Annotated in this window: 17 protein-coding genes and 1 other annotated feature; of the genes, 14 read left to right on the forward strand and 3 right to left on the reverse strand. The window is 41.3% G+C overall.

The features are described from left to right. Positions 1-295 precede the first annotated feature (295 nt). From aroF (K364_RS0100890) to pheA, 7 genes are all read left to right on the forward strand, one after another. A complete protein-coding gene (aroF, locus tag K364_RS0100890) occupies positions 296-1,309 on the forward strand; it encodes a 3-deoxy-7-phosphoheptulonate synthase (RefSeq protein WP_028306446.1) in 1,014 nt (337 codons plus the stop codon). Between the two features lie 3 nt (positions 1,310-1,312). Further along, positions 1,313-2,425 carry a prephenate dehydrogenase gene (locus tag K364_RS0100895; RefSeq protein ID WP_028306447.1) on the forward strand — a complete coding sequence of 371 codons (1,113 nt, stop codon included), beginning with the start codon at positions 1,313-1,315 and terminating at the stop codon, positions 2,423-2,425. A gap of 24 nt (positions 2,426-2,449) precedes the next feature. Then, the gene (aroA, locus tag K364_RS0100900) at positions 2,450-3,748 is read left to right on the forward strand and encodes a 3-phosphoshikimate 1-carboxyvinyltransferase (RefSeq protein WP_035267392.1); all 1,299 of its coding nucleotides are present in this window, start codon (positions 2,450-2,452) and stop codon (positions 3,746-3,748) included. 102 nt (positions 3,749-3,850) lie between these two features. After that, a complete protein-coding gene (aroC, locus tag K364_RS22380; protein ID WP_051533714.1) occupies positions 3,851-4,960 on the forward strand; it encodes a chorismate synthase in 1,110 nt (369 codons plus the stop codon). A gap of 158 nt (positions 4,961-5,118) precedes the next feature. After that, on the forward strand, positions 5,119-8,148 hold the full coding sequence (locus tag K364_RS25340) for a PAS domain S-box protein (RefSeq protein ID WP_051533715.1): 3,030 nt from the start codon (positions 5,119-5,121) through the stop codon (positions 8,146-8,148). A gap of 159 nt (positions 8,149-8,307) precedes the next feature. Then, positions 8,308-8,578 (forward strand) — a binding site (T-box leader). A 155-nt stretch (positions 8,579-8,733) separates the two neighbouring features. Beyond that, positions 8,734-9,777, forward strand: a complete 1,044-nt coding sequence (gene aroF, locus K364_RS0100915) for a 3-deoxy-7-phosphoheptulonate synthase (RefSeq protein WP_028306449.1) — start codon at positions 8,734-8,736, stop codon at positions 9,775-9,777. After that, entirely contained in the window at positions 9,770-10,927 is a 1,158-nt protein-coding gene (gene pheA / locus K364_RS22390; RefSeq protein WP_035267395.1) for a prephenate dehydratase, read from the forward strand. The genes aroF (K364_RS0100915) and pheA overlap by 8 nt, the downstream gene beginning before the upstream one ends. 46 nt (positions 10,928-10,973) lie before the next feature. Here pheA and K364_RS0100925 read toward each other — a convergent pair whose 3' ends face one another. Beyond that, positions 10,974-12,071, reverse strand: coding sequence for a DUF362 domain-containing protein (locus K364_RS0100925; protein ID WP_028306450.1), 1,098 nt, complete (start codon positions 12,069-12,071; stop codon positions 10,974-10,976). A gap of 80 nt (positions 12,072-12,151) precedes the next feature. Then, positions 12,152-13,282 carry a DNA adenine methylase gene (locus tag K364_RS0100930; protein ID WP_028306451.1) on the reverse strand — a complete coding sequence of 377 codons (1,131 nt, stop codon included), beginning with the start codon at positions 13,280-13,282 and terminating at the stop codon, positions 12,152-12,154. A gap of 302 nt (positions 13,283-13,584) precedes the next feature. On the opposite strand from K364_RS0100930, the gene polX reads away from it, so the two are divergent. The 7 genes from polX to K364_RS27485 all read left to right on the forward strand — a co-directional run bounded on the left by polX (position 13,585) and on the right by K364_RS27485 (position 20,242). After that, positions 13,585-15,318: a DNA polymerase/3'-5' exonuclease PolX gene (gene polX, locus K364_RS0100935; RefSeq protein WP_028306452.1), complete on the forward strand. Its 1,734-nt coding sequence runs from the start codon at positions 13,585-13,587 to the stop codon at positions 15,316-15,318. Between the two features lie 52 nt (positions 15,319-15,370). After that, positions 15,371-15,715 carry a nucleotide pyrophosphohydrolase gene (locus K364_RS0100940; protein WP_242841624.1) on the forward strand — a complete coding sequence of 115 codons (345 nt, stop codon included), beginning with the start codon at positions 15,371-15,373 and terminating at the stop codon, positions 15,713-15,715. Between the two features lie 56 nt (positions 15,716-15,771). Further along, positions 15,772-16,527, forward strand: a complete 756-nt coding sequence (locus tag K364_RS0100945) for a ZIP family metal transporter (RefSeq protein ID WP_028306454.1) — start codon at positions 15,772-15,774, stop codon at positions 16,525-16,527. A 71-nt stretch (positions 16,528-16,598) separates the two neighbouring features. Beyond that, entirely contained in the window at positions 16,599-17,483 is an 885-nt protein-coding gene (locus tag K364_RS25345; protein WP_051533716.1) for a transposase, read from the forward strand. Between the two features lie 20 nt (positions 17,484-17,503). Further along, complete coding sequence (locus tag K364_RS0100955) at positions 17,504-17,968, forward strand: (2Fe-2S)-binding protein (protein ID WP_028306455.1); 465 nt, start codon at positions 17,504-17,506, stop codon at positions 17,966-17,968. A 2-nt stretch (positions 17,969-17,970) separates the two neighbouring features. After that, a complete protein-coding gene (locus tag K364_RS27480; protein WP_028306456.1) occupies positions 17,971-19,257 on the forward strand; it encodes a xanthine dehydrogenase family protein molybdopterin-binding subunit in 1,287 nt (428 codons plus the stop codon). Next, positions 19,250-20,242, forward strand: coding sequence for a xanthine dehydrogenase family protein molybdopterin-binding subunit (locus K364_RS27485; protein WP_028306457.1), 993 nt, complete (start codon positions 19,250-19,252; stop codon positions 20,240-20,242). The genes K364_RS27480 and K364_RS27485 overlap by 8 nt, the downstream gene beginning before the upstream one ends. Positions 20,243-20,385: 143 nt before the next feature. On the opposite strand, the gene K364_RS0100970 is transcribed toward K364_RS27485, so the two are convergent. After that, a complete protein-coding gene (locus K364_RS0100970) occupies positions 20,386-21,234 on the reverse strand; it encodes a class II fructose-bisphosphate aldolase (RefSeq protein WP_028306458.1) in 849 nt (282 codons plus the stop codon). Positions 21,235-21,484: the final 250 nt, after the last annotated feature.

Genomic DNA, 21,484 nt, shown 5'->3' on the forward strand with positions numbered 1-21,484 from the left:
ACAAGCCAAACACATAAATCAAGTTAATCCAGTATTTACAGTTGCTTTTTCAGTAAATAATCATTATAATAATTCAATATATATTGTTATTTTTGGTAGTGTCTGCCCATCCTGGGACTGGGCAGGTGGTAGAATGGTAGGACGTAGTTAGCCTTAGAGTGAAGTCAAAAAGGAAGGACGGTAGGATGGTAGAAGGAAGGCTTATGAAAGCACTCTTTTGAGTGTCTTTTTTGTACCCTTCATTCCTGCCAGAAAAACAGGCATGCGTGCCAAATTAAAAAATGGAGGGATAATAATGATTGTAGTAATGGAAAAAGATGCTAGTGAAGATGATATTTTAAAGGTATCGAAAAAACTTGAGGAGAGCGGCTTTGCAATCCATTTGTCAAGGGGTGTTGAAAGAACCATCATAGGCGCTGTAGGTGACAAATCTCGATTGGCAGACTTTTCCCTGGAGACAATGAAAGGTGTGGACAGGGTTATTGGTATCCTTGCCCCTTATAAACTGGCTTCAAGGGAATTCAAGGCTGAAGATACCATTATTGAAATTGGAGATGTGACCATAGGAGGAAATGAAATTCAAATCATGGCAGGACCCTGTGCAGTTGAAAGCAGGGAACAGGCCCTTGAAATAGCCCATATTGTAAAAAGTTCAGGAGTTAAGATAATGAGGGGCGGCGCCTTTAAACCCAGGACATCTCCCTATGCCTTCCAGGGACTGGGAGAAGAGGGGCTTAAGATCTTAAAGGAAGCAGGAGAAACCTACGGCCTAAAAATCATTACAGAGGTAATGGAACCGGGAAATGTGGAATTAGTAGCCCATTATTCAGATATATTACAAATTGGTACCAGGAACATGCAAAACTTCCCCTTGCTGAGAGAAGTGGCAAAAACTGACATGCCTGTCCTGATAAAAAGAGGATTATCAGCAACAATTGAGGAATGGATCATGGCAGGAGAATATGTATTAAACGGCGGAAATAAAAAAGTCATGCTTTGTGAAAGGGGCATCAGAACCTTTGAAACCTATACTAGAAATACCCTGGATTTATCTGCTGTTGTAGCAGCCAAGCAGCTGACCCATCTGCCGGTAATAGTCGATCCAAGTCATGGAACTGGAAAGTGGAGGCTGGTGAGCCCCATGGCCCTGGCAGCAGTTACGGCAGGAGCTGACGGTTTAATAATAGAGGTTCACCCAAGGCCCAGTGAGGCTTTATGTGATGGCTCTCAATCTCTTACCGAGGAGAACTATAATAAACTGTTGTCAAAAATAAAAAAAGTGGCTAACGCTGTAGAGAGGGAAGCTTAACTAATGCTTAATGCAACCAGGAAGGTGACAATTATAGGCCTGGGCCTGATAGGTGGCTCCTTTGCCCTGGCTTTAAAAAGGCTGTTTCCAGGAATAAACCTTTGTGGATATGATGTGGATGAGACTGCCCTGGTAAAGGGTCAGGAAGCAGGGATTATTGACTGGTTTTCCATGGATGTCAAGGAAGCTGTTAGGGATGCTGACTTGACGGTCATTTCTTGTTCTCTAAACCAAACAGTACCCATGGCAATAAAGGCAATTCCTCATATGAAAAGGGGTGCTATTTTAACAGATGTGGGCAGTGTTAAGGAAACCATAGTCACTTCAATTGAAGCAGTGCTTCCAGGAGATATAAGCTATGTTCCTGGCCATCCCATGGCCGGTTCTGAAAAAAAGGGTCTGGATGGAGCAGACACCTATTTATTTGAAAACTCGGCTTACATACTCACACCAACAGAAAAAACAGCCTGGGAAGCAGTAGATACCCTTTTGAACATTATCAAGGGAATAGGAGCAAGGCCTTTAATTATGAGCCCATCTGAACATGATAACCAGGTAGCAGCTGTAAGCCACCTGCCCCATTTGCTTGCAGCTGCCCTGGTAAATTCTGCAAGTGCCTTAAGGGACAGATATCCCGATTTGTTTCTCCTTGCAGCAGGAGGTTTTAGAGATACCACCAGGATAGCCTCCAGTCAGCCTGACATGTGGCGGGACATTTGTTTGAACAATAGAAGAGCTATTTTAGAGGTGCTGGAAATCCATGAAGGCAAGCTTGCTGAAATAAAAAAATCTATCCTGGAAGAGGACAGGGAAGGACTTTTGAACGTATTTAAAAATGCACGGGAAAGCAGGGAAAAGGTCCCGGCAGGCATCAAGGGCATACTTCCTGAGCTTTTTGAGATAGTAGTCGTGGTGCCGGACAGGCCGGGCATGATTGGTCAAATAGCTAACCTGTTAGGGGAGAGAAATATTAATATTATTGACATAGAAATACTTAGAGTTCGTGAAGGAGACGGAGGAACAATCCGTTTTGGCTTTCTTAATCTAGATGCTGCACAAGGGGCAGTAAAGGTATTAAGGGAAGAAAGCTTTGTAGTTTATCCAAAGTTTAGTTAATATGTAAAAAGGTGTTGATTTCAAATGGTAGTAAATAATGAATTAATTATAGAACCCAAAAAGGGTTTAAATGGTACAGTGCGGGTCCCAGGGGATAAATCCATTTCCCACAGGGCAGTTATGCTTGGAAGCCTGGCTGATGGCGTTACCAGAATTAAAGGTTTTCTCATGGGTGAGGACTGCTTGAGTACAGTCAGGTGCTTTCAGGAAATGGGTGTTGCTGCTGAAATAAATGAGGATAATGTGCTGGTTTATGGTAAAGGGCTTCATGGCTTAAGTGAGCCCCAGGATGTTTTGGATGTGGGAAACTCGGGCACAACAATACGTTTAATGTCCGGCATCCTGGCTGGACAGAGCTTTATCTCTGTTGTTACAGGAGACTCTTCAATTCGTAAAAGACCCATGGGCAGGGTGACCAAACCTTTAAAGGAAATGGGAGCAACTATACTGGGCAGACAAAAGGGAGAGCTTGCTCCACTAACAATTAGCGGGGGCAGTTTAAGACCCATTTCTTATAAAACCCCTGTTGCCAGTGCCCAGATAAAGTCATCCATCCTGCTGGCAGGTTTATTTGCCAATGGGTGGACGGAGGTTATAGAACCAGAAAAGTCAAGGGATCATTCAGAAAGAATGCTAAGATATTTTGGAGCTGAGGTTGAGGTGGATGGCCTGGCAGTGAGGATAAAGGGACATCCAACTCTAACAGGCAGGGAAATCCAGGTTCCTGGCGACATATCATCTGCCGCCTTCCTTTTGGTTGCAGGTGCCATAGTTCCTGATTCCAGGGTGGTTATCAAGGATGTTGGCCTAAACCCCACCAGGACAGGTATCATAGATGTCCTTAAAGAAATGGGTGCTAATCTTAAGATTATAGAAAACACAGCAGATACTGGAGAGCCGTTAGGTGATTTAATTGTGGAAACAAGCAGTCTTCAGGGTATTGAGTTTGGAGGCCAACTAATACCAAGGCTGGTTGACGAAATTCCTGTAATAGCCGTGGCGGCTGCCTGTGCAGGAGGAATAACTGAAATAAGAGATGCTGCTGAGTTAAAGGTTAAGGAAAGCAACCGCATAGAGGCTATCTGTCAAGGCCTTCAAAAAATGGGCGTGGATATTGAAGAACTGCCAGACGGGTTAAGAATAAAGGGAGGAAAGCCCATCAGAGGAGGGGTTACCCTTGACAGCCAGCATGACCATAGAATAGCCATGGCGTTAGCTGTAGCAGGCCTGGTTGCTGATAAGGGAATAACCATAAAAAATGCAGAAGCAATTAACGTATCTTTCCCAGGATTTAAGAACCTGTTGGATACATTGGCATCCTAGATACCAAGCAAAGTAACAAACCATTGTATTTAGTCTAAGAACCATTATCTTATATTTTTAGCCAAGAGGGCAATTTAGCCATAAGGGCAAGGAGGTTATCCTATGTTGCGTTATCTTTCGGCAGGAGAATCCCATGGTCCTTCCCTTACTGCCATTGTAGAGGGAATGCCGGCAGGTATTGAAGTTGATATTGATTTGATCAATGATATGCTCAAAAGAAGGCAAGGGGGATATGGCCGGGGTAAAAGGATGGCCATAGAAAGTGATAAGGTAGAAATATCATCTGGAATAAGAAATGGAGTAACCCTGGGCAGTCCTATTACTCTAACTATCCATAACAAGGACTGGGAGAACTGGAAGGAGATCATGTATCCATACCAGGGAGCAAAGGTTCTAGAGAGGATTGTCACCAAGCCCAGGCCTGGTCATGCCGATCTGCCGGGAGCTATAAAATATGAGCATAGGGATATGAGGAATATACTTGAAAGGGCTAGTGCCAGAGAAACAGCCATTCGAACAGCAGTTGGAGGCCTTGCACAATCACTTCTCAAAAAATATTTTATATGGTCTGCTGCCCATGTGGTGAGAATTGGGGGCATAGAGATTAAGGAAGTAGACTATGAAAAGCTCAAGCTAATGGGAACGGAAATATATAATACCCCTGTTTACTGCAGTGACCCCAGGGCCAGCCAGGATATGATCAAGGAAATTGACAAGGCCAGGTCCAAGGGAGATTCTGTTGGTGGAATATTTGAGATTGTGGTAGGCAATCTGCCTGTTGGCCTGGGCAGCCATGTTCATTGGGACAGGCGCCTGGATGGGAAAATTGCAGGGGCCTTAATGAGTATCCAGGGAATCAAGGGAGTAGAAATTGGCCTGGGTTTTCAGGCTGCAGGTCTTCCTGGATCAAAGGTACATGATGAAATCTATTATAATGAGGAGAGGGGCTTTTATCGGAAAACTAATAATGCCGGCGGTATAGAAGGTGGAATGACAAATGGTGAGCTGCTAAGGGTGAGAGCTGCCATGAAGCCTATTCCTACATTATACACTCCCCTCCATTCAGTAGACTTTATTACCAAGGAGCCCTTTGAAGCAAGTGTTGAAAGGTCTGATACCTGTGCTGTGCCGGCTGCAGCAGTGGTTGGTGATGCCGTAGTGGCCTGGGAAATAGCAAGGGTGTTGCTGGAAGACTATAAAGGAACCCTATAATTGTTTTTCTTTCCTCCTGTTTTAGCTATGACAGGAGGTTTTAATATTTTTAGACTTAAAAGGATAAAACTAAATTTTGTCGAAATGGTGAGTTATCAATATTAACATATTTATTTGTTTCTGCTAGTATTATTCTCTAGATTTTTGGGGGTGGAATCTTGAAAAGTTTAAGGAGCAAATTGGCCATACTAGGAATTTTACCAGTTATAATACTATTTGCCCTGGTCATATTTGTTATTTTACCCTCTATGGAGGACGACATTATGGCAGAAAGAAAAAGCCAAACCGAGGAGCTAGTTGGTGTTGGCATATCAATTCTGGAATACTACTACTCCCTTGAAGAAGCTAATGAACTAACTAGAGAGGAAGCCCAGGAGCAGGCCAGGGCTGCCATTAGAAATGTGAGATATGGTGACTTTCAACAGGACTATTTCTGGATTAACGATTTAAACCATATCCTTCTTGTCCATCCATTTAGACCTGATCTAGAAGGAACAAATATGGTTGGAGATCAGGATCCAGATGGAGTTTTTATTGTGGCGGAATTTGTAAAAATTGCCAGAGATCAGGGTAAGGGATGTTTAACCTATAAATGGCAGTACTATGACCAACAGGATAGAATTGAACCCAAGCTGGGCTGTGTTAGACTATTTGAACCCTGGGAGTGGGTTCTGGGAACGTCATTATATATTAATGATGTGGAGATGCTCATAGCCAATAAGACAAGGCAGACTCACTTAATTACAGCGGGTGTATTAGTCACAGCCCTTTTTGCCTATTTGCTATTGGGAAATCACCTGTTAATTAAACCAATTAATAAACTTATAAATCATAGTAAGCAGTTGAGGTCTGGTAATTTTACCAAGAGGGTCTATTTGTATTATGAGGATGAGCTGGGACAGCTGGGGAATACCATGAATAAGCTGTCTTCTGAAATAGAGGAGCTTTTAAACAGCCTTTTGAGCCAAAAGCAGCACTTTGAAGCCTTGTTTAATAATACTACAGATGGTGTGGTGTACTTTGATACTGATTTTAAAATATATGACGCCAATATTCAATTTACTAAAACCTTTGGCTATTCTCTAAAGGAAGTCAAGGGCAAGGACATTAGTGAGATTACCGGTAATGATGACTTGATAGTATATAACAGCAGGGACCAATTTAACTTAAAGCTGCCTGTAGAGCATGAAGGTACTGCCGTTACAAGGGATGGTCAAACAATACACGTGCTGATAAAAAGCGCTCCAGTAATTGTAGACGGCAAAATTGTTGGTGGCTATGCCATTTATTCTGACATTACGGAACGCAAAAACGCCGAAACCAAACTGCAGGAAAGCTATCAAGATTTAGAGGCTACCTATGAAGAATTGTCTGCTTCAGAGGAGGAGTTAAAAGCTCAATTTGAGGAGCTGCAGGAAACAACAGAGAGCCTTGAGATGACACAATTTGCATTAGATAATTCCTCCGATGCAGTATTCTGGATTGAAAGGTCAGGCTCCTTCGCCTATGCTAATACAGCAGCAAGTAACATGCTGGGGTATACAAAGGAAGAACTTCTGGGCAAAAAAGTTTTTGACATTGATGCTAATATTGCCATGGACAAATGGGAAAAACACTGGCAGGCTGTTAAAAGTAAGGGGAAGACCAGGCATGAAACTGTCCACAGGAGGAAGGATGGATCCACATATCCTGCTGAGGTATTTGCCAGTTACTTTTACTATAAACATAAAGAGTATATTTTCGCCTTTGTAACGAATATTTCCAAGCGAAAGGCTGCCGAAAAGGAATTAGAGCTTCAAAAAAAACGTTATGAAGCCCTGTTTTTAGACTCCATGGATGCTGTGGTTTTTATAGATAATAATAAAAAAATCCAGGAAATTAACAAAAGATATACAGAACTGTTTGGATATACTCTGGAGGAAGCTAAAGGATTAAAATCCTCTGAATTGTTATCCTCAGGAGATGAAAAGCATAGGGAAGAGTTTCAGAGGATTTACAATGAGATAACCCAGGGTAAAACTTATGATATTGAAACTGTCAGGTATTCAAAGGATGGTAGACCAATCCATGTCAACTTAAAGGGGATACCCGTTACCATAGACGGGGAATTTATTGGAGCCTATGGAATATATACAGACATTACTGAGAGGAAAGAATATGAAAAAAGGCTGAAACATATAAGTCTGCATGACGCTTTAACAGGATTATACAACAGAATGTATTTTGAAGAGGAGATCAAACGCCTTGAAGGAGGCAGAAGCTATCCGGTAAGCATAATCTCTGCCGACCTGGATGGGTTAAAGCTAATTAACGATACAATGGGCCATGAAAAGGGTGACGAAATGCTGCAGGCTGCTGCCAGGGTGTTGGAAGAGTCCCTAAGAAAATCAGATATTATTGCGCGTACAGGGGGAGATGAGTTTTCTATTATTCTTCCAAACACTGATGAAAGGGTAGGGAAAGAAATAATCGCAAGAATAAAAGGCGTGATACAGATTTATAATCAAGATAACAGGCAAATTCCCTTGAGTGTATCATTAGGAGCAGCAACCAGTAAAGGTCCTGAACAGAAGCTTAAAGAAACCTTAAAAATTGCAGATGATCTTATGTACAAGGATAAGCTTTATAGAAGCTCAAGTGCAAGAAGCCAAATTGTGAACTCGCTCCTTGCTGCCTTGTCAGAAAGGGATTTTATTGCTGATGGCCATGCATCTCGTATGGTAGAGCACAGCCAGAAGCTGGGAGAAAGGGTAGGATTAAGCATACGTCAGCTTATTGACCTGGCCCTTTTGGCTCAAGTACATGACCTGGGTAAGGTTGGCATACCTGATAATATATTATTTAAAGAAGGCCGTCTAACAAAAAAAGAATGGGAGATAATGAAGCAGCATCCAGAAAAAGGTTATAGAATTGCCCAATCCTCACCTGATATTTCTGGAATTGCTGACTTGATACTAAAGCATCATGAAAAGTGGGATGGTACAGGCTATCCATTAGGAATAAAGGGGGAAGAAATACCCATCGAATGCCGCATCATTGCCATAGTTGACGCTTTTGATGCCATGACAAATGACCGCCCCTATAGAAAGGCCATGAGCGCAGCCGAGGCATTGGAAGAAATAAAAAACCAGGCCGGAAAGCAATTCGACCCCTACCTTGTAGAAAAATTCCTTGAGGGTCAGGCTTGACAAATTGACAAAACAAATTGGCAAAATTAAAGGCTAAAAGACCAAAAATAAATCTGCAATAAATCTGCAATAAATCTGCAAAACTAAAAAAATGATCCAGCTTCTCTCTTGACATGGGCTTATATATGAAATATAATTATATGAAATACTAAAAATAATTAAAATACAATGACGGAGAAAAGTAAATTAAGCCCAGTTTTCCAGGGAGAAGGTGTCATCGACTGGAAGCACCTTTAAAACATGATTAATTGAAGTTCACTCCTGAGTTGCCAGCTGAAAACTTTACGGTCAGTAGGCGGGGACGTATGTTCTCTACGTTACAGGAGAAGGGATATCGGAATAGTTTTCCCGTATCTTATTTGAGGGGTTCTGTTTATATAACAGATCAACTAAGGTGGTAACGCGATAAGCTAGGCTTTTCGTCCTTTGGATGAAAGGTTTTTTTGTTTCTCGCAAAACTATTTCCCGTATCCTGCACGAGTGGGTCATTTTATAATGACCAATTAGGGTGGTACCACGAGATCCATAGCCTTCGTTCCTAAAGAACATATGGCTATGGATTATTATTTTATAGGGGGTATAAAAATGGTTGTAGTAATGAAGAACAATTCCACACCTGAGCAAATTAAATCTGTAACTAAGAAGCTGGAAAAACTAGGATTTAAAACACACATTATTCATGGAACAAAAAGAATTGTTATTGGTGCAATAGGAACCAGGGAAGATCTTGAAACCATGAATTTGGAAAGACTGCCTGGAGTTGAACGAATAGTCCCTATAATGAAACCCTTTAAGCTGGTAAGCCGTGAGGCCCAGGAAACAGATTCCATTATTAATATTAAGGGAGTTAATTTTGGAGGAAACAATATTACTGTCATAGCAGGACCTTGTGCCATAGAAAGCAGAGAACAGTTATTAACTGCCGCTCACATGGTGAAGAAAGCCGGAGCACAGGTATTAAGGGGTGGGGCCTTTAAACCCCGGACATCACCATATGCTTTTCAAGGTCTAGAGGAGGAAGGTCTCAAGCTCCTCAGGGAAGCCTCCCAACTGACAGGTCTGGTTACTGTTACTGAGGTCATTGATGAACGCAGCTTAAATATGTCCATGGATTATGTAGATATTTTGCAAATTGGTGCAAGAAACATGCATAATTTTCAACTGCTCAAAGTGGCAGGTCAATCTGGCAAACCTATATTGTTAAAGAGAGGTCTGTCGGCAACTATTGAAGAATGGTTAATGTCAGCTGAGTATATTATGGCAGAGGGTAATAATAAGGTCATATTGTGTGAAAGGGGCATAAGAACCTTTGAAACCTACACCCGTAATACCCTTGATTTAAGCGCAGTATCCCTGGTTAGGCAGCTTAGTCATTTACCTGTAATCGTAGATCCAAGTCACTCCACAGGAAATACCAAGCTGGTTCCACCAATGTCTTTAGCTGCCCTAGCAGCTGGGGCAAATGGCTTAATTATAGAAATGCATCCCGATCCAAGTACGGCCTTGTGTGACGGCCATCAATCATTAACACCTGATGAACTTAACCTATTAATGAAAAGGGTTACCAGAATGCTTGAAGTTTTATCAGATGATTCAGCGGTAGAAATGGAGGATGTGGTCAATGGATAAAAAAATAGGCTGCCTGGGACCAATTGGAACCTTTTGTGAATTAGCTGTAGAAAAATATTTTCAACAGGAGAATTATATCCTGGAGCCCTACTCATCAATACAAAAGGTTTTTGCCTCTGTTCACTCAGGGGAGGTGGATTTAGGGGTTGTCCCAATGGAAAACTCCTGTGAGGGAACAGTTAATCAGACCCTTGATCTCCTGGCTTATGGATATCCATGTGGCCTTGAGGAAGAAACTTGCCAATATGACATTAAGATTATTGGGGAGATAATTCTACCTATTAAACACAGCCTCCTGGCCAGGCCAGGTGTGAGGTTAGAGGAGGTTAACAGCATTATTTCCCATTCCCAGGCAATAGCTCAATGCAGGCATTACCTGGGGGAAGCCCTTCCCCACGCAAAGCTGGTTGAGGTTAGCAGCACTGCCGAGGCGGTAAGGCATGTCTCCCAATCAGCTGAACCATGGGCGGCTATTGCAATGGCAAATACAGCCAAAAAATATGGGCTTGCTGTGTTAGCCGAGGAGATAAATGACTATACCAATAATGAAACTAGATTCATAATAATTTCCAAAAAAGAACAAGAATGCTTTATTGACTGCAAGACTTCTATTTTAGTTAACATCTTAGACCAGCCGGGCGCTTTATATCAGGCTTTGAAGGAGTTTTCCCTCAGGGGAATAAACCTGACAAAAATAGAATCCAGGCCTGCAAAAACACGAATTGGACAGTACTTATTTTTCATTGATTTAGATGGACATTATTTAGAACCCAGGATTAAGGAAGCTTTAGATGAAATACACAGCATCAGTAATCCGGTAAAAATTTTAGGCTCATACAGGGCTTCCATGAACAATACAGGGAGAAAAAGCGAGTTTACTCCCAGCCTGGATTACCTACGCGGGGAAGTGGACATCATAGATGAGCAGATAATTGAAATGCTGGCGAGACGTACTAAATTGGTAGAGCAAATTGGCAGCTACAAATCTAGTGCTGCCAATGTACATGACCCAAAAAGAGAAGAGTGGATCTTGGGTAGATTAAGTGCCCTTGCAGAGGAAAAAGGCTTTAGCCCAACTGTAACAGTCAAAATATATAAAACTTTATTTGAGCACTTTGTAGCCTTACAAAAAAAACAGGGTCAGGCTTGACAAATTGACAAATTTCTTTTCTTTTCTTTGTTTTGACTGTTATGTTTCATTTTTTATTCTTTATAACCTTTTGTAATACCTGTACTAAATCCTTTGCCCTGGGAGGGCACCCAGCAATATTGTACCGGGATTTGCTAGTACAAATGCCTACTCCGATACCATCAATAGCTGATTCTTTATAACCCCTGCCAATTGATATTTTACCTTTATAAGACCCTAACAAGCCCATGTCATCTAGTTTATCAAGGGCGTGAATAAGGCTGCCGTAGCAGGGGGAGCAGGCCTGGTTTTCATTAATCCACTTAGAGAGGTGTTTTACCTTGTGACCGGGCTTAATTGTAACAGAAGGCATATTTTTCCTGTCTATTTCTTTGATAGGCGTATCATCACTGTAAAGCTGCCCCAGCCCTATTTCGTGGGCTATTTGCACATGCTTTATTTCATTAATTTCATAGCCCATTAATTCCGCCACATAGGAGTCCACCAGTACAGGGTCAGTACCTGCAATTATTCTGCCCATTTCAACGGGATTGCCCCCTTCTTCAAAGGTTAGGTCTCCCATGATGCCATCAACAATATGCAGTTTGGCCTTGATAATACCATTTAGATAAGCAATTGGTTTGTGTAAACCCAGGGAGTGAAATCTCCTTTTTTCCGAATCAGGGATGCACCCTTTTAAATTCTTTAAAGCGCAGGTCATTTTGGTTTGGCAGTGGCCCTTGAGAACTGGAAGATTGATTAAATAGTCTACCTGCTTTACAGTTTCACATATTTTGTAGTTTTCGCCCAGAAACTGTTCATTTACTCCCAAATCATTTTTCAAGTCAAGTAGCGGTACGTTATACCTCTGGGCAATATTTTCATAGCCGCAAACCTTATAAGCCCTCTTAGTGCTGTCTCCTACCCAGGAGCCTTCCATAATCCTGATATTGATAAACCCCCTCTCCTGGAAATATTCAATGATGCCTGCAGCTATTTCTGGAGAGGTGGTGGCACCAGAGCTGGCCGGTTTTGCCAGAACCAGATTTGGCTTTAAGCCAATAATACTGTCCTTGGAAAGCTTCTTTTCGAGCTCAATTTCATAAAGTAGTTTTTTAACCATCTCCCGAGGCCTGTCACCATAAATAACTTGTAAGCCCTTCATATATAATCACTCCAAATATTTTATTTCCACAAGCTCTCTTCCTAAAAGCTGGCATATGCCCCTATCTATAATCCTCCAAACTAGTTTGTATAATTATATATTAATAAATGTTCAGCTTTTCTATTATTTCTTCCTCGAACATTATATAAATAGGTCTTGTCAAAGGAGTTAATATTTATTCCAGGTTGGTTTTTATACAAGCTCATAATAAAGTCTGTATTTTTGATAATAAGCACAAACCTTGCTTTTAGATTTAATAAACACCGGGCAAGCCTTTTCTGATCCTCCATGCTGAAGGAGTTTTGTTGGTACTCACTAAAATCTGAATGGTAAGGTGGATCCAAGAAGACAAAGTCATTATGTGCTAGAGCATATTTATCAAAAAACTTCTCAAAGTCCATATTTTCTATAGTAGTGTTTCCGAGGATGGCTTTAGATTTTTCACTAAATACCTGGTCAACTTTTTTTCTAAAATCCTTTCTATTGTAAGCTATACCTCCATAGGGTATATTAAACTCCCCCTTGGAGTTAAAGCGGAACATGGAGCCATAACAGAATTCTCGGATAAAGTAGTAGTTGGCTATCTTTTTTGCTTCAGAAATCTCCTTATTCCACATATTTTTGTTGAGAAGATCACGAAAGTGCATATAAATGCCGCTTCTTATGGCAGTTTCAATGTTTTTTTGCACATCTTCAATAGAAAGATAGCCCTGTTTTTCCTCTAATGCCTTGATACGTTTAAGTTTAGCTATAGTATTGTCAACCATCTGCCCTGTAAAATTTTGGGGAATTACTGTAAAATCAACAGGGAAATAAGAATTAAGTAGTACATGGTTTGCAATAAATAGTCCCAGAACTCTTTCTGCCACCTGATCAGGGTTTGATAAACCCTGCCTGAAGTCCAAGTAGATTTTTAGAAGCTCTTTAAATATGGACTCCATATACTTATGAATACTTTCCCAGCACTCTACATATTTATAAAGCTCTAGTTTGAAAAGTCCCCTATCCAGGTCACCCTTTACATACCTGTAAAAAAGAATTAGCTCCTTGCAGAGGTCATTTACAATAGCCTTTTGAGGCTCAATATGAAAATATACTGCTCCTCCACCAAAGAAAGGCTCTATGTAGGTATTATAATCTCTGGGCATTAGCTGCTTTACATACTGTAATTCCTTGCTTTTTCCGCCTGGCCATTTGATTAGTGTCTGCATAGAATTTTTCCGCCTTGTGATAAATTATAATTTTTCAATAATATTATTATATATGTTCTGCTAGTATACTGCATTTCCTGCCTGTTTACTAATCAATTATAGCTGGTTCCTTGGCAGGTTCCTTGGCAGGTTTCTTGACTTCACTTTAGTTTAAATATGGCTTTGTTAATGTAGATTTTCACAAATTATCTGCAATTGCTTGTAGAACCGTGTTAAATTGTGGCAAAATAGATGTAGTTGGGGTTACTGAAGCAAAAGACCAGGGAATTCTGGTTAAAGTATATAAGATGGGGTGGATTAGCGTGGATAAGCACTCAGTTGCCAAGGTTTTAAAGGAAATAGGATTGCTGCTTGAGCTAAAGGGAGAAAACCCCTTCAAGACCAAAGCCTATTACAATGGTGCCAGGACAATAGAGTTTTTAGAGGGGGATCTAGAGATCCTTGTAAAGGAAAATAGATTAAAGGATGTAAAGGGTATAGGTCAGGCTCTTAATGAAAAAATTACTGAGCTTGTTCTTACAGGAAAGCTCAATTATTATGAAGACTTAAAAGCAAGCGTTCCCAAGGGCCTAATGGAAATGCTAAATATTCCCGGTCTTGGCCCCAAAAAACTTAAGGTACTGTATGATGAGTTAGCAATTTCTAGTATTGCAGACCTTGAATACGCGTGTAAAGAAAATAGACTCATTGATTTAAAAGGCTTTGGTCCAAAATCCCAGGAAAATATTTTAAAAGGCATAGAGTATTTAAAACGTTTTCAAGGGCAGTATTATTACGGTGAAGCCATAGCAGCTGCAGAAGAAATTATAGAGGAGCTGAAAAAATCTCCTCATCTAGTTGAGGTTAGTCTGGCAGGAAGCATTAGAAGGTTCAAGGAAATTGTAAAAGATATTGACCTGGTTGCCTCGTCTAATAATCCAGGGGAGCTCACCAGGTACATGTCGGAGCTGCCCCAGGTAACAGATGTGCTAGCCCTTGGAGAAACCAAGGCTTCTGTAAAGCTGCTCCTTGGAATCAATCTGGATTTGCGCGTGGTGAAACCAGAAGAGTATCCCTATGCTATCCATCATTTTACCGGCAGCAAGGAGCATAATACAGCAATGCGCCACAGGGCAAAAACCATGAGTCTAAAAATGAATGAATATGGAATATTTAGGGGTGAACAAAGGGTTAAATGTGCAGATGAAGTAGAAGTGTTCAAGGCCCTGGGTCTTGAATATATACCTCCTGAACTAAGAGAGAATCTAGGAGAAATTGAAGCTGCCGAGGCAGGAACATTACCCAACCTTGTAAAACCTTCAGATCTAAAGGGTATTTTTCATGTGCACACTACCTATAGCGACGGTTCTAATACCCTTGAAGAAATGGTACAAGCCTGTATGGAGCTTGGGTACGAATACCTTGGCATAACTGACCACAGCCAGTCTGCCTTTTATGCAGGTGGTTTAAAGGAAGAGGAAATCCTAAGACAACAGGAGGAAATTGCCCGGCTAAAGGAAAAGTATCCCCAGATTGAGATATTAAGCGGCATTGAATCAGATATTAAGCCTGACGGTTCCCTGGATTATTCCCAGGAGGTACTGGAAACCTTTGACTTTGTAATAGCCTCAGTCCACTCCAACTTTAAGATGACCAGGGAAAAGGCAACCCAAAGGCTGGTTAAAGCCATGGAGCATCCCATGGTTACAATGCTCGGGCACCCCACGGGGAGAATACTCCTGGGCAGGGAGGGATATCCCCTGGATATGGAGCAAATTTTCGAGGCAGCCCTTAGGCACAAGGTTATCATTGAATTGAACGCCAGTCCAGCCCGTTTAGATATTGACTGGAGGTATTTAAAGAGGGCAAGAGAATTAGGGGTTTTAATAGCCATTAATCCCGATGCACATAGAATCCACGAATTACAGGATGTTATCTATGGTGTTAAAATTGCCCGCAAGGGTTGGCTTGAGGTAAAAGACGTATTTAACTGCAGGGGCCGTCATGACATAATAAAATATCTTGCGGCAAAAAAACTGGGTCCTGCAAGAACTTAGAACAAGAGCTTAGAAATAGTAAATGACGAAAGAATGGAGGTAATATGAGCTGATGCAAAAAGATAACATGACCATGAAGGAAATGCAGCAGGTTGTTGACGAATATATATCCCAGTTTGAAGAGGGATATTTCTCTCCTCTAGCACTAATGGCGCGTTTAACAGAAGAAGCAGGAGAACTGGCCAGGGAAGTAAATCATCACTATGGAGAAAAACCAAAGAGAAAAGATGAAGAGGAAAACACCATAGACATGGAGCTTGCAGATTGTATGTTCATTCTCATTTGCTTTGCCAACTCCCTGGGAATAGACCTTAACAAGGCTTTTAATGATATGATGGACAAGTTTAATACACGAGATAAGAACCGCTGGACCAGAAAAGACCAGGGTCAGGCTTGACAAATTGACAAAATTTCTATTTCGTGCTTACTATATTAAATGTAGGGGGGAGATATATGGACAGCAGCACGATTTTGCAGATAACGTTAATTGGCTTAATTTCAGGTGTATTGGGCACTGCCCTGGGGGGATTATTTGGAGTAATTCTAAACATATCAAAGGGCAACAGGTTAAGTATTATCATGGGCTTTGCTGCAGGCATTATGATGACAATAGTTTTTCTTGAACTACTCTCAGAAACCATTGACATGAATTTGGTGGAATGGGGGGTTGTTGGGTTGACAGTTGGGGTCTTGGTATTTTTGATTATAGATTTAATCATACCCCATCATCATCCCCATTCCCAGGATGGCATGGGCTCAACTTATCTTAAAAAGGGCGCACTTATGACACTGGGCATAGGCTTACATAATCTGCCTGAAGGCTTAGCAATTGGGGCTGGATTTGCCGCCTCCCAGGATCTCGGTTTCACTCTAGCAATTGTTATAGCAATACACAATATTCCTGAAGGCCTTGCTGTTGCCACACCCCTTATCATGGCAAATATTTCTCGTTTCAAGGTGCTTCTCATTACTGCAGCAGCTGGGTTTCCCATGGCTGCCGGCGCTTTCATTGGTGCCCTTATAGGAAATATTTCTCCAGTTTTCCTTGCGGCATCCCTGGGATTTGCAGGAGGTGCAATGCTTTATATTGTGTGTGATGAACTAATTCCTGATGCTTATAATATTGCCAGAAGTGAACATTACCCCATTATGGGCATCCTTTTTGGAGTTGTCATAGGAATTGTACTTATCTATTTAGTGAATTTTTAGGGCCAGGGGTCAGGCTTGACAAACTGACAAAAATAAATGTAATATGAAGAAAAAACTGGAAGTGAAGAAAAATGCCAAGAAGGTCCAGGGTACATTATTATGGAGCACTATATCATGTCATTGTAAGAGGTAACAACAAAGAATACATTTTTGAACAGGATGAAGACAAGGCAATTTATAAGGACATTATCAAAAACTACAAGAAAAAATACTATTTTGTTATTTATGCCTATTGCATTATGAACAATCATGCACATATTCTAATAGAAATTAGAGACACGCCCCTTTCGAGGATTATGCAGGGAATACAACAAGTTTATACTCAATTGTACAATAAAAAGTATGAGAGAACAGGTCATGTATTTGAGCAAAGATATAAAGCCATACTTTGCGATAAGGAGAACTATTTTTTAGAGCTAATAAAATATATCCACCAAAACCCCATAAAGGCTAATATTACAGAAACTCCAGATTATAAATGGAGCAGCTATGTTGAATATATTGGCAGACCGGATATTGTGGATGTTAGCGAAGTATTGCTTCGGTTTTCGGAAAATAACCAGGAGGCAATTAAAAGATACCAGGAATTCATGGGGGTACTTGATCAACAGGACAATAATTTTGAATATGCCTTACCAGAGCAAGACATAGAAAAACAAAGCGAAATTCCCACGGCGTTAATAAAGATTGGGAAAGATAATTATTTAGAGAGAGTGACAAAATATTATGGGGTTAGTTTGAAAGAATATAGGACTGGCAGGTTAACAAAGGAACTAAGGCAAAAGAGGGCAATTATTATATTGCTCAGCAAGGAGATAACAAATATTAGCAACAAAGAACTCAGTGAATTATTTGGAATAACACCGTCAGGAATAACCAAGATTTTGACAAGAACGGACTATAATGTTGTAAAGGATGAATATGACAAGTTGAAAATGTCAATTTGTCAAGCCTGACCCCTTAAGGAGGTGGCGAGATGCCGTTAATCAGCTTGAAGGTTAACAATAGGGAGTATTGTCTGGAAGTTGAAAATCATCTAAGATTGATAGATCTTTTGAGGGAAAAGCTGAGGCTTACAGGAACCAAAGAAGGCTGTGGCGAAGGGGAATGTGGTGCCTGCACTGTACTTATGGATGGCAAGATAGTCAACTCATGTCTTGTTTTGGCCATACAGGCACAGGGCAAAGAAATTATTACAATAGAAGGAATAGGTTCAGGAAAGGAACTGCATCCTGTACAGCAGGCATTCCTGGAGGAGGGGGCAGTGCAGTGCGGCTACTGCACACCGGGAATGGTCATATCAGCAGTAGACTTGCTAAATAAATATCCCAAGCCTTCCAAACAGGAAATTAAAAGGCACCTGGCTGGTAACTTATGCAGATGTACAGGCTATGACAAGATTATGAAGGCAGTATTAAAAGCATCTCAAAGGGGTGAGTAGGTGTGGTTAAAGAACGGATAATTGGTCAAAACACCATAAAGGTAGATGCTTTAAGCAAGGTTACTGGGAAGGCTCAATATCCTGCAGACCTGGAAATGGCTAGTATGCTTTATGGAAGATTACTCCAGTTAGACGTGGCACATGCCCGAATAATAAGTATTGACACCAATGATGCACAAAATATTCCTGGCGTAAAGGCTGTTTTGACAGGCAAGGACGTGCCTGGCCTTAATGGACAGGGTGTTTTATTTACAGATATGCCGGTTTTATCAGCCCAACGGGTGCGTTCAATAAATGATGTGGTGGCCCTGGTAGCTGCTGAGACTCAGGATATAGCGCAAGAGGCCATTGATAGCATCAAGGTTGAGTATGAGGAGCTACCAGCAGTTTTTGATGCTGAAGAGGCAATGAAGGAAGATGCCCCCAGGGTACATGATAAAGAGAATATTATATATCACCTGAAAATTAGAAAGGGTAATGTTCAAGAGGCCTTTGAAAGATCTGCAATTATAGTAGAAGATGTCTATACAACACAAATGGTTGATCATGCTTTTTTGCAGCCTGAAAGCTGTCTAGCCTATCTAGACAACAGGGGACACCTGGTTGTCCATATAGCAACCCAGTATATCCACTGGGATAGATATGAGATTGCTCGTGCCTTAAACATGCCTGTTCATAAAATAAAGGTAGTAAATACAGCGGTAGGTGGAGCCTTTGGCGGCAGGGAAGATATGACCCTGCAGATAAGGGCAGCCCTTTTGGCCCTTAAGACAGGCAGACCTGTAAAAATAGTGTCTGAGAGAACAGAATCCTTTAAGCTTCACTCAAAAAGACACCCCATCAAGATGTACTACAAGACAGGTGCAGATGCGCAGGGCAGACTCACAGCCCTTGAGGCAAAAATTATAGGAGATACAGGGGCATATGCCTCCTGGGCCCCTAATATAATGAGAAAGGCTGCAATCCATGCTACAGGACCATACATTATACCCAATGTAATGGTTGATTCTTATGCAGTATATACCAACAACCCTTTTGCAGGAGCTATGAGGGGCTTTGGTGCAGCTCAGCCACCCCTTGCCCATGAATCCCAGATGGACAGGATAGCAGAAAAACTTGGCATCCATCCATTTAAAATACGTTGGATAAATGCCATGGAGGAAGGCAGCCAGACTGCTACAGGACAGACTCTTGATGCAAGTGTAGGCTTGAAGGAATGCATGAAGGTAACTGCAGCTGCAGCTGGATGGGATATTGAGGAGTTGACGGGAGGTTGCAGTAATGGCTAAAAAACGCGGTGTAGGCATGGCAAGCATCTTCTATGGTCTTGGCTACGGCAATGGGTTTGCTGACACATCTAGTGCTTTTGTTGAGGTGAATGAAGATGGAACAGCCATTGTACGCATAGGGGCATCTGATTGCGGTCAGGGTTCAAGTACAGTAATAGCTCAAATAGCTGCCGAGGAACTAGGCATAAATGTAGAAGACGTTGCTGTCATAACAGAGGATACTGATGCAACACCTGATGCTGGAACGTCAGCTGCCACGCGGCAGACTTATACATCAGGCAACGCAGTTCGCAAGGCAGCAAAGGAGGCCAAAGAAATACTTTATGACAGGGCCCGTATAGAGCTTGGGGTGAATACCTTACATGGCTTGGTAGGAGAAAAAGGCTTTATATATCCAAGGGGTCTTCCAGACAGGAGAATAAGCATTAAGGACCTGGCTTTTAATGCCAAGCTGGAGGGGTTAAGAATTGTGGGTGAAGGAGCCTTTACGGCACACAGCACCAGGGTTGATCTAGAAACGGGACAAGGTGCTCCCTATTGGCCCTATGCCTTTGCAGTTCAGATAGTTGAAGTAGAGGTAGATACTCTAACGGGAATGGTAGAGGTAATTAAAGTAATAGCTGCCAATGATGTGGGCAAAGCCATCAATCCCGTTAATGTTGAGGGACAAATCGCAGGTGGTGTATGTCAGGGTATTGGTATGGCCCTACTTGAAGAGGTGGAGCTAAACAAGGGAAGAATAAAAAACCCAAGCTTTTCTAAATATTTAATACCTACCTTTGCAGATGTACCTGATATAGAACCACTTATTGTAGAGTCACCTGAACCAACTGGACCTTATGGGGCCAAGGGAGTAGGAGAGCCCTGTATGATACCTACTGCACCGGCAATAATTAACGCCATTTACAATGCGGTTGGTGTAAGAATTACAAGTCTCCCTGCAACACCTGAGAAAATTTTAGAGGCTCTTAAAGGAAAAGCGTAAGCAGCTATTTGCCATTGCAGGTTAAATTAATGCTGATGGGGTTGTATTACCTAAACCAAATTTGTTTGGCAATAAACAAAAAAAGACCATGAGCCCTTGGAGTTTAAAAGGCTTATGGTCTTTTTTTATTTTTTCTCAATTAGTTAGGATGTTAGGTTTTTCCACCCCTTGGCAAAAAACTCTAGGTTAGCCTTAACCATATCTTTAACTGAATTCTTGCAAGCCTGTGGAACGCCTATAAGGTCATATGCTGCGGGGTTCTCCTCATGTGTTTTTATAAACGTTTCTATAAATGTTTTCTTAACCTCTGTGCCAATGTTTATTTTCTTAATTCCCAATTCCACACCCCTTGCAAACTGCCTGGTGGTTAAACCTGTGCCTCCATGTAAAACCAGGGGTACATTTGCAGTTTCAGCTATCGTTTGCAGAAGCTCAAAGTTTAAATGTGGTTTACCCTTATACAGGCCATGGGCATTACCAATGGATACAGCTAATGCATCAATATCTGTTTCACTCAAGAATGATTTAACATGCTCTGGATTAGTCATTTTTGCAGCCTTCACTTCTTCTCCATCTTCAATGCCGGCAAGGGCCCCAAGCTCTGCTTCCACGGATACACCGGCGTTCTTGGCTTTTTTAGAAACCATATTAGTGATTGCTATGTTTTCTTCCAAGCTTAAATGGGAGCCATCGATCATTACAGCACTAAAACCCAAGTTAATGGCTTTTACACATGTTTCCAAGTCCTTTGAATGGTCTAAAAAGACACAAACTGGAGAGGCTGCTTTCTTTGCCAGCTCAACCATGATGCGGCCAATCTCATCATTTCCTGGTTTGTTTAAAACAGGTGAGCCTATCATGGCTATTACAGGAAGGTCCAGTTCTTCCCCGGCTTGAATGATTCCCTGTGCAGTAAACAAATCATAGGTGCTAAAGGCACCAACAGCTCCGTCATGAATTTGTAACACCTCTTTTAAGGTTACTAAAGGCATAATGATTCCCCCACAATTTAAATATTATAATGTTGCAAATATACAAATATATATTAATTATGGCCCATGGTTTTTTAAATGTCAATAAGTCATTCTTACCAGCCCAAGATCAGTACAGGAGACAGTTTTGTTTCAAAAACCATTACTAGGCCCTGGGAACGATAGAAAATAACAACATAACCTAATCCAATTGACATGCAAAAAAATATGCAATATTATAATTTTACAATATAATTTGTGGAGGTAGTAG

Origin of the sequence: Desulfitibacter alkalitolerans DSM 16504 (assembly GCF_000620305.1) — a bacterium.
In the GTDB taxonomy this organism is placed as follows: Bacteria; Bacillota; DSM-16504; order Desulfitibacterales; family Desulfitibacteraceae; genus Desulfitibacter; species Desulfitibacter alkalitolerans.

Coding starts and splice junctions, on each gene's coding strand:
- K364_RS0100925 (WP_028306450.1), bottom strand. CDS start 12,071: ATGAAGGGCTTACAAGTTATTTATGGTGACAGGCCTCGGGAGATGGTT.
- K364_RS25345 (WP_051533716.1), top strand. CDS start 16,599: ATGCCAAGAAGGTCCAGGGTACATTATTATGGAGCACTATATCATGTC.
- K364_RS0100945 (WP_028306454.1), top strand. CDS start 15,772: ATGGACAGCAGCACGATTTTGCAGATAACGTTAATTGGCTTAATTTCA.
- K364_RS0100955 (WP_028306455.1), top strand. CDS start 17,504: ATGCCGTTAATCAGCTTGAAGGTTAACAATAGGGAGTATTGTCTGGAA.
- K364_RS27485 (WP_028306457.1), top strand. CDS start 19,250: ATGGCTAAAAAACGCGGTGTAGGCATGGCAAGCATCTTCTATGGTCTT.
- K364_RS0100930 (WP_028306451.1), bottom strand. CDS start 13,282: ATGCAGACACTAATCAAATGGCCAGGCGGAAAAAGCAAGGAATTACAG.
- K364_RS0100970 (WP_028306458.1), bottom strand. CDS start 21,234: ATGCCTTTAGTAACCTTAAAAGAGGTGTTACAAATTCATGACGGAGCT.
- aroC (WP_051533714.1), top strand. CDS start 3,851: ATGTTGCGTTATCTTTCGGCAGGAGAATCCCATGGTCCTTCCCTTACT.
- aroF (WP_028306446.1), top strand. CDS start 296: ATGATTGTAGTAATGGAAAAAGATGCTAGTGAAGATGATATTTTAAAG.
- K364_RS0100940 (WP_242841624.1), top strand. CDS start 15,371: ATGCAAAAAGATAACATGACCATGAAGGAAATGCAGCAGGTTGTTGAC.
- aroA (WP_035267392.1), top strand. CDS start 2,450: ATGGTAGTAAATAATGAATTAATTATAGAACCCAAAAAGGGTTTAAAT.
- aroF (WP_028306449.1), top strand. CDS start 8,734: ATGGTTGTAGTAATGAAGAACAATTCCACACCTGAGCAAATTAAATCT.
- K364_RS0100895 (WP_028306447.1), top strand. CDS start 1,313: ATGCTTAATGCAACCAGGAAGGTGACAATTATAGGCCTGGGCCTGATA.
- pheA (WP_035267395.1), top strand. CDS start 9,770: ATGGATAAAAAAATAGGCTGCCTGGGACCAATTGGAACCTTTTGTGAA.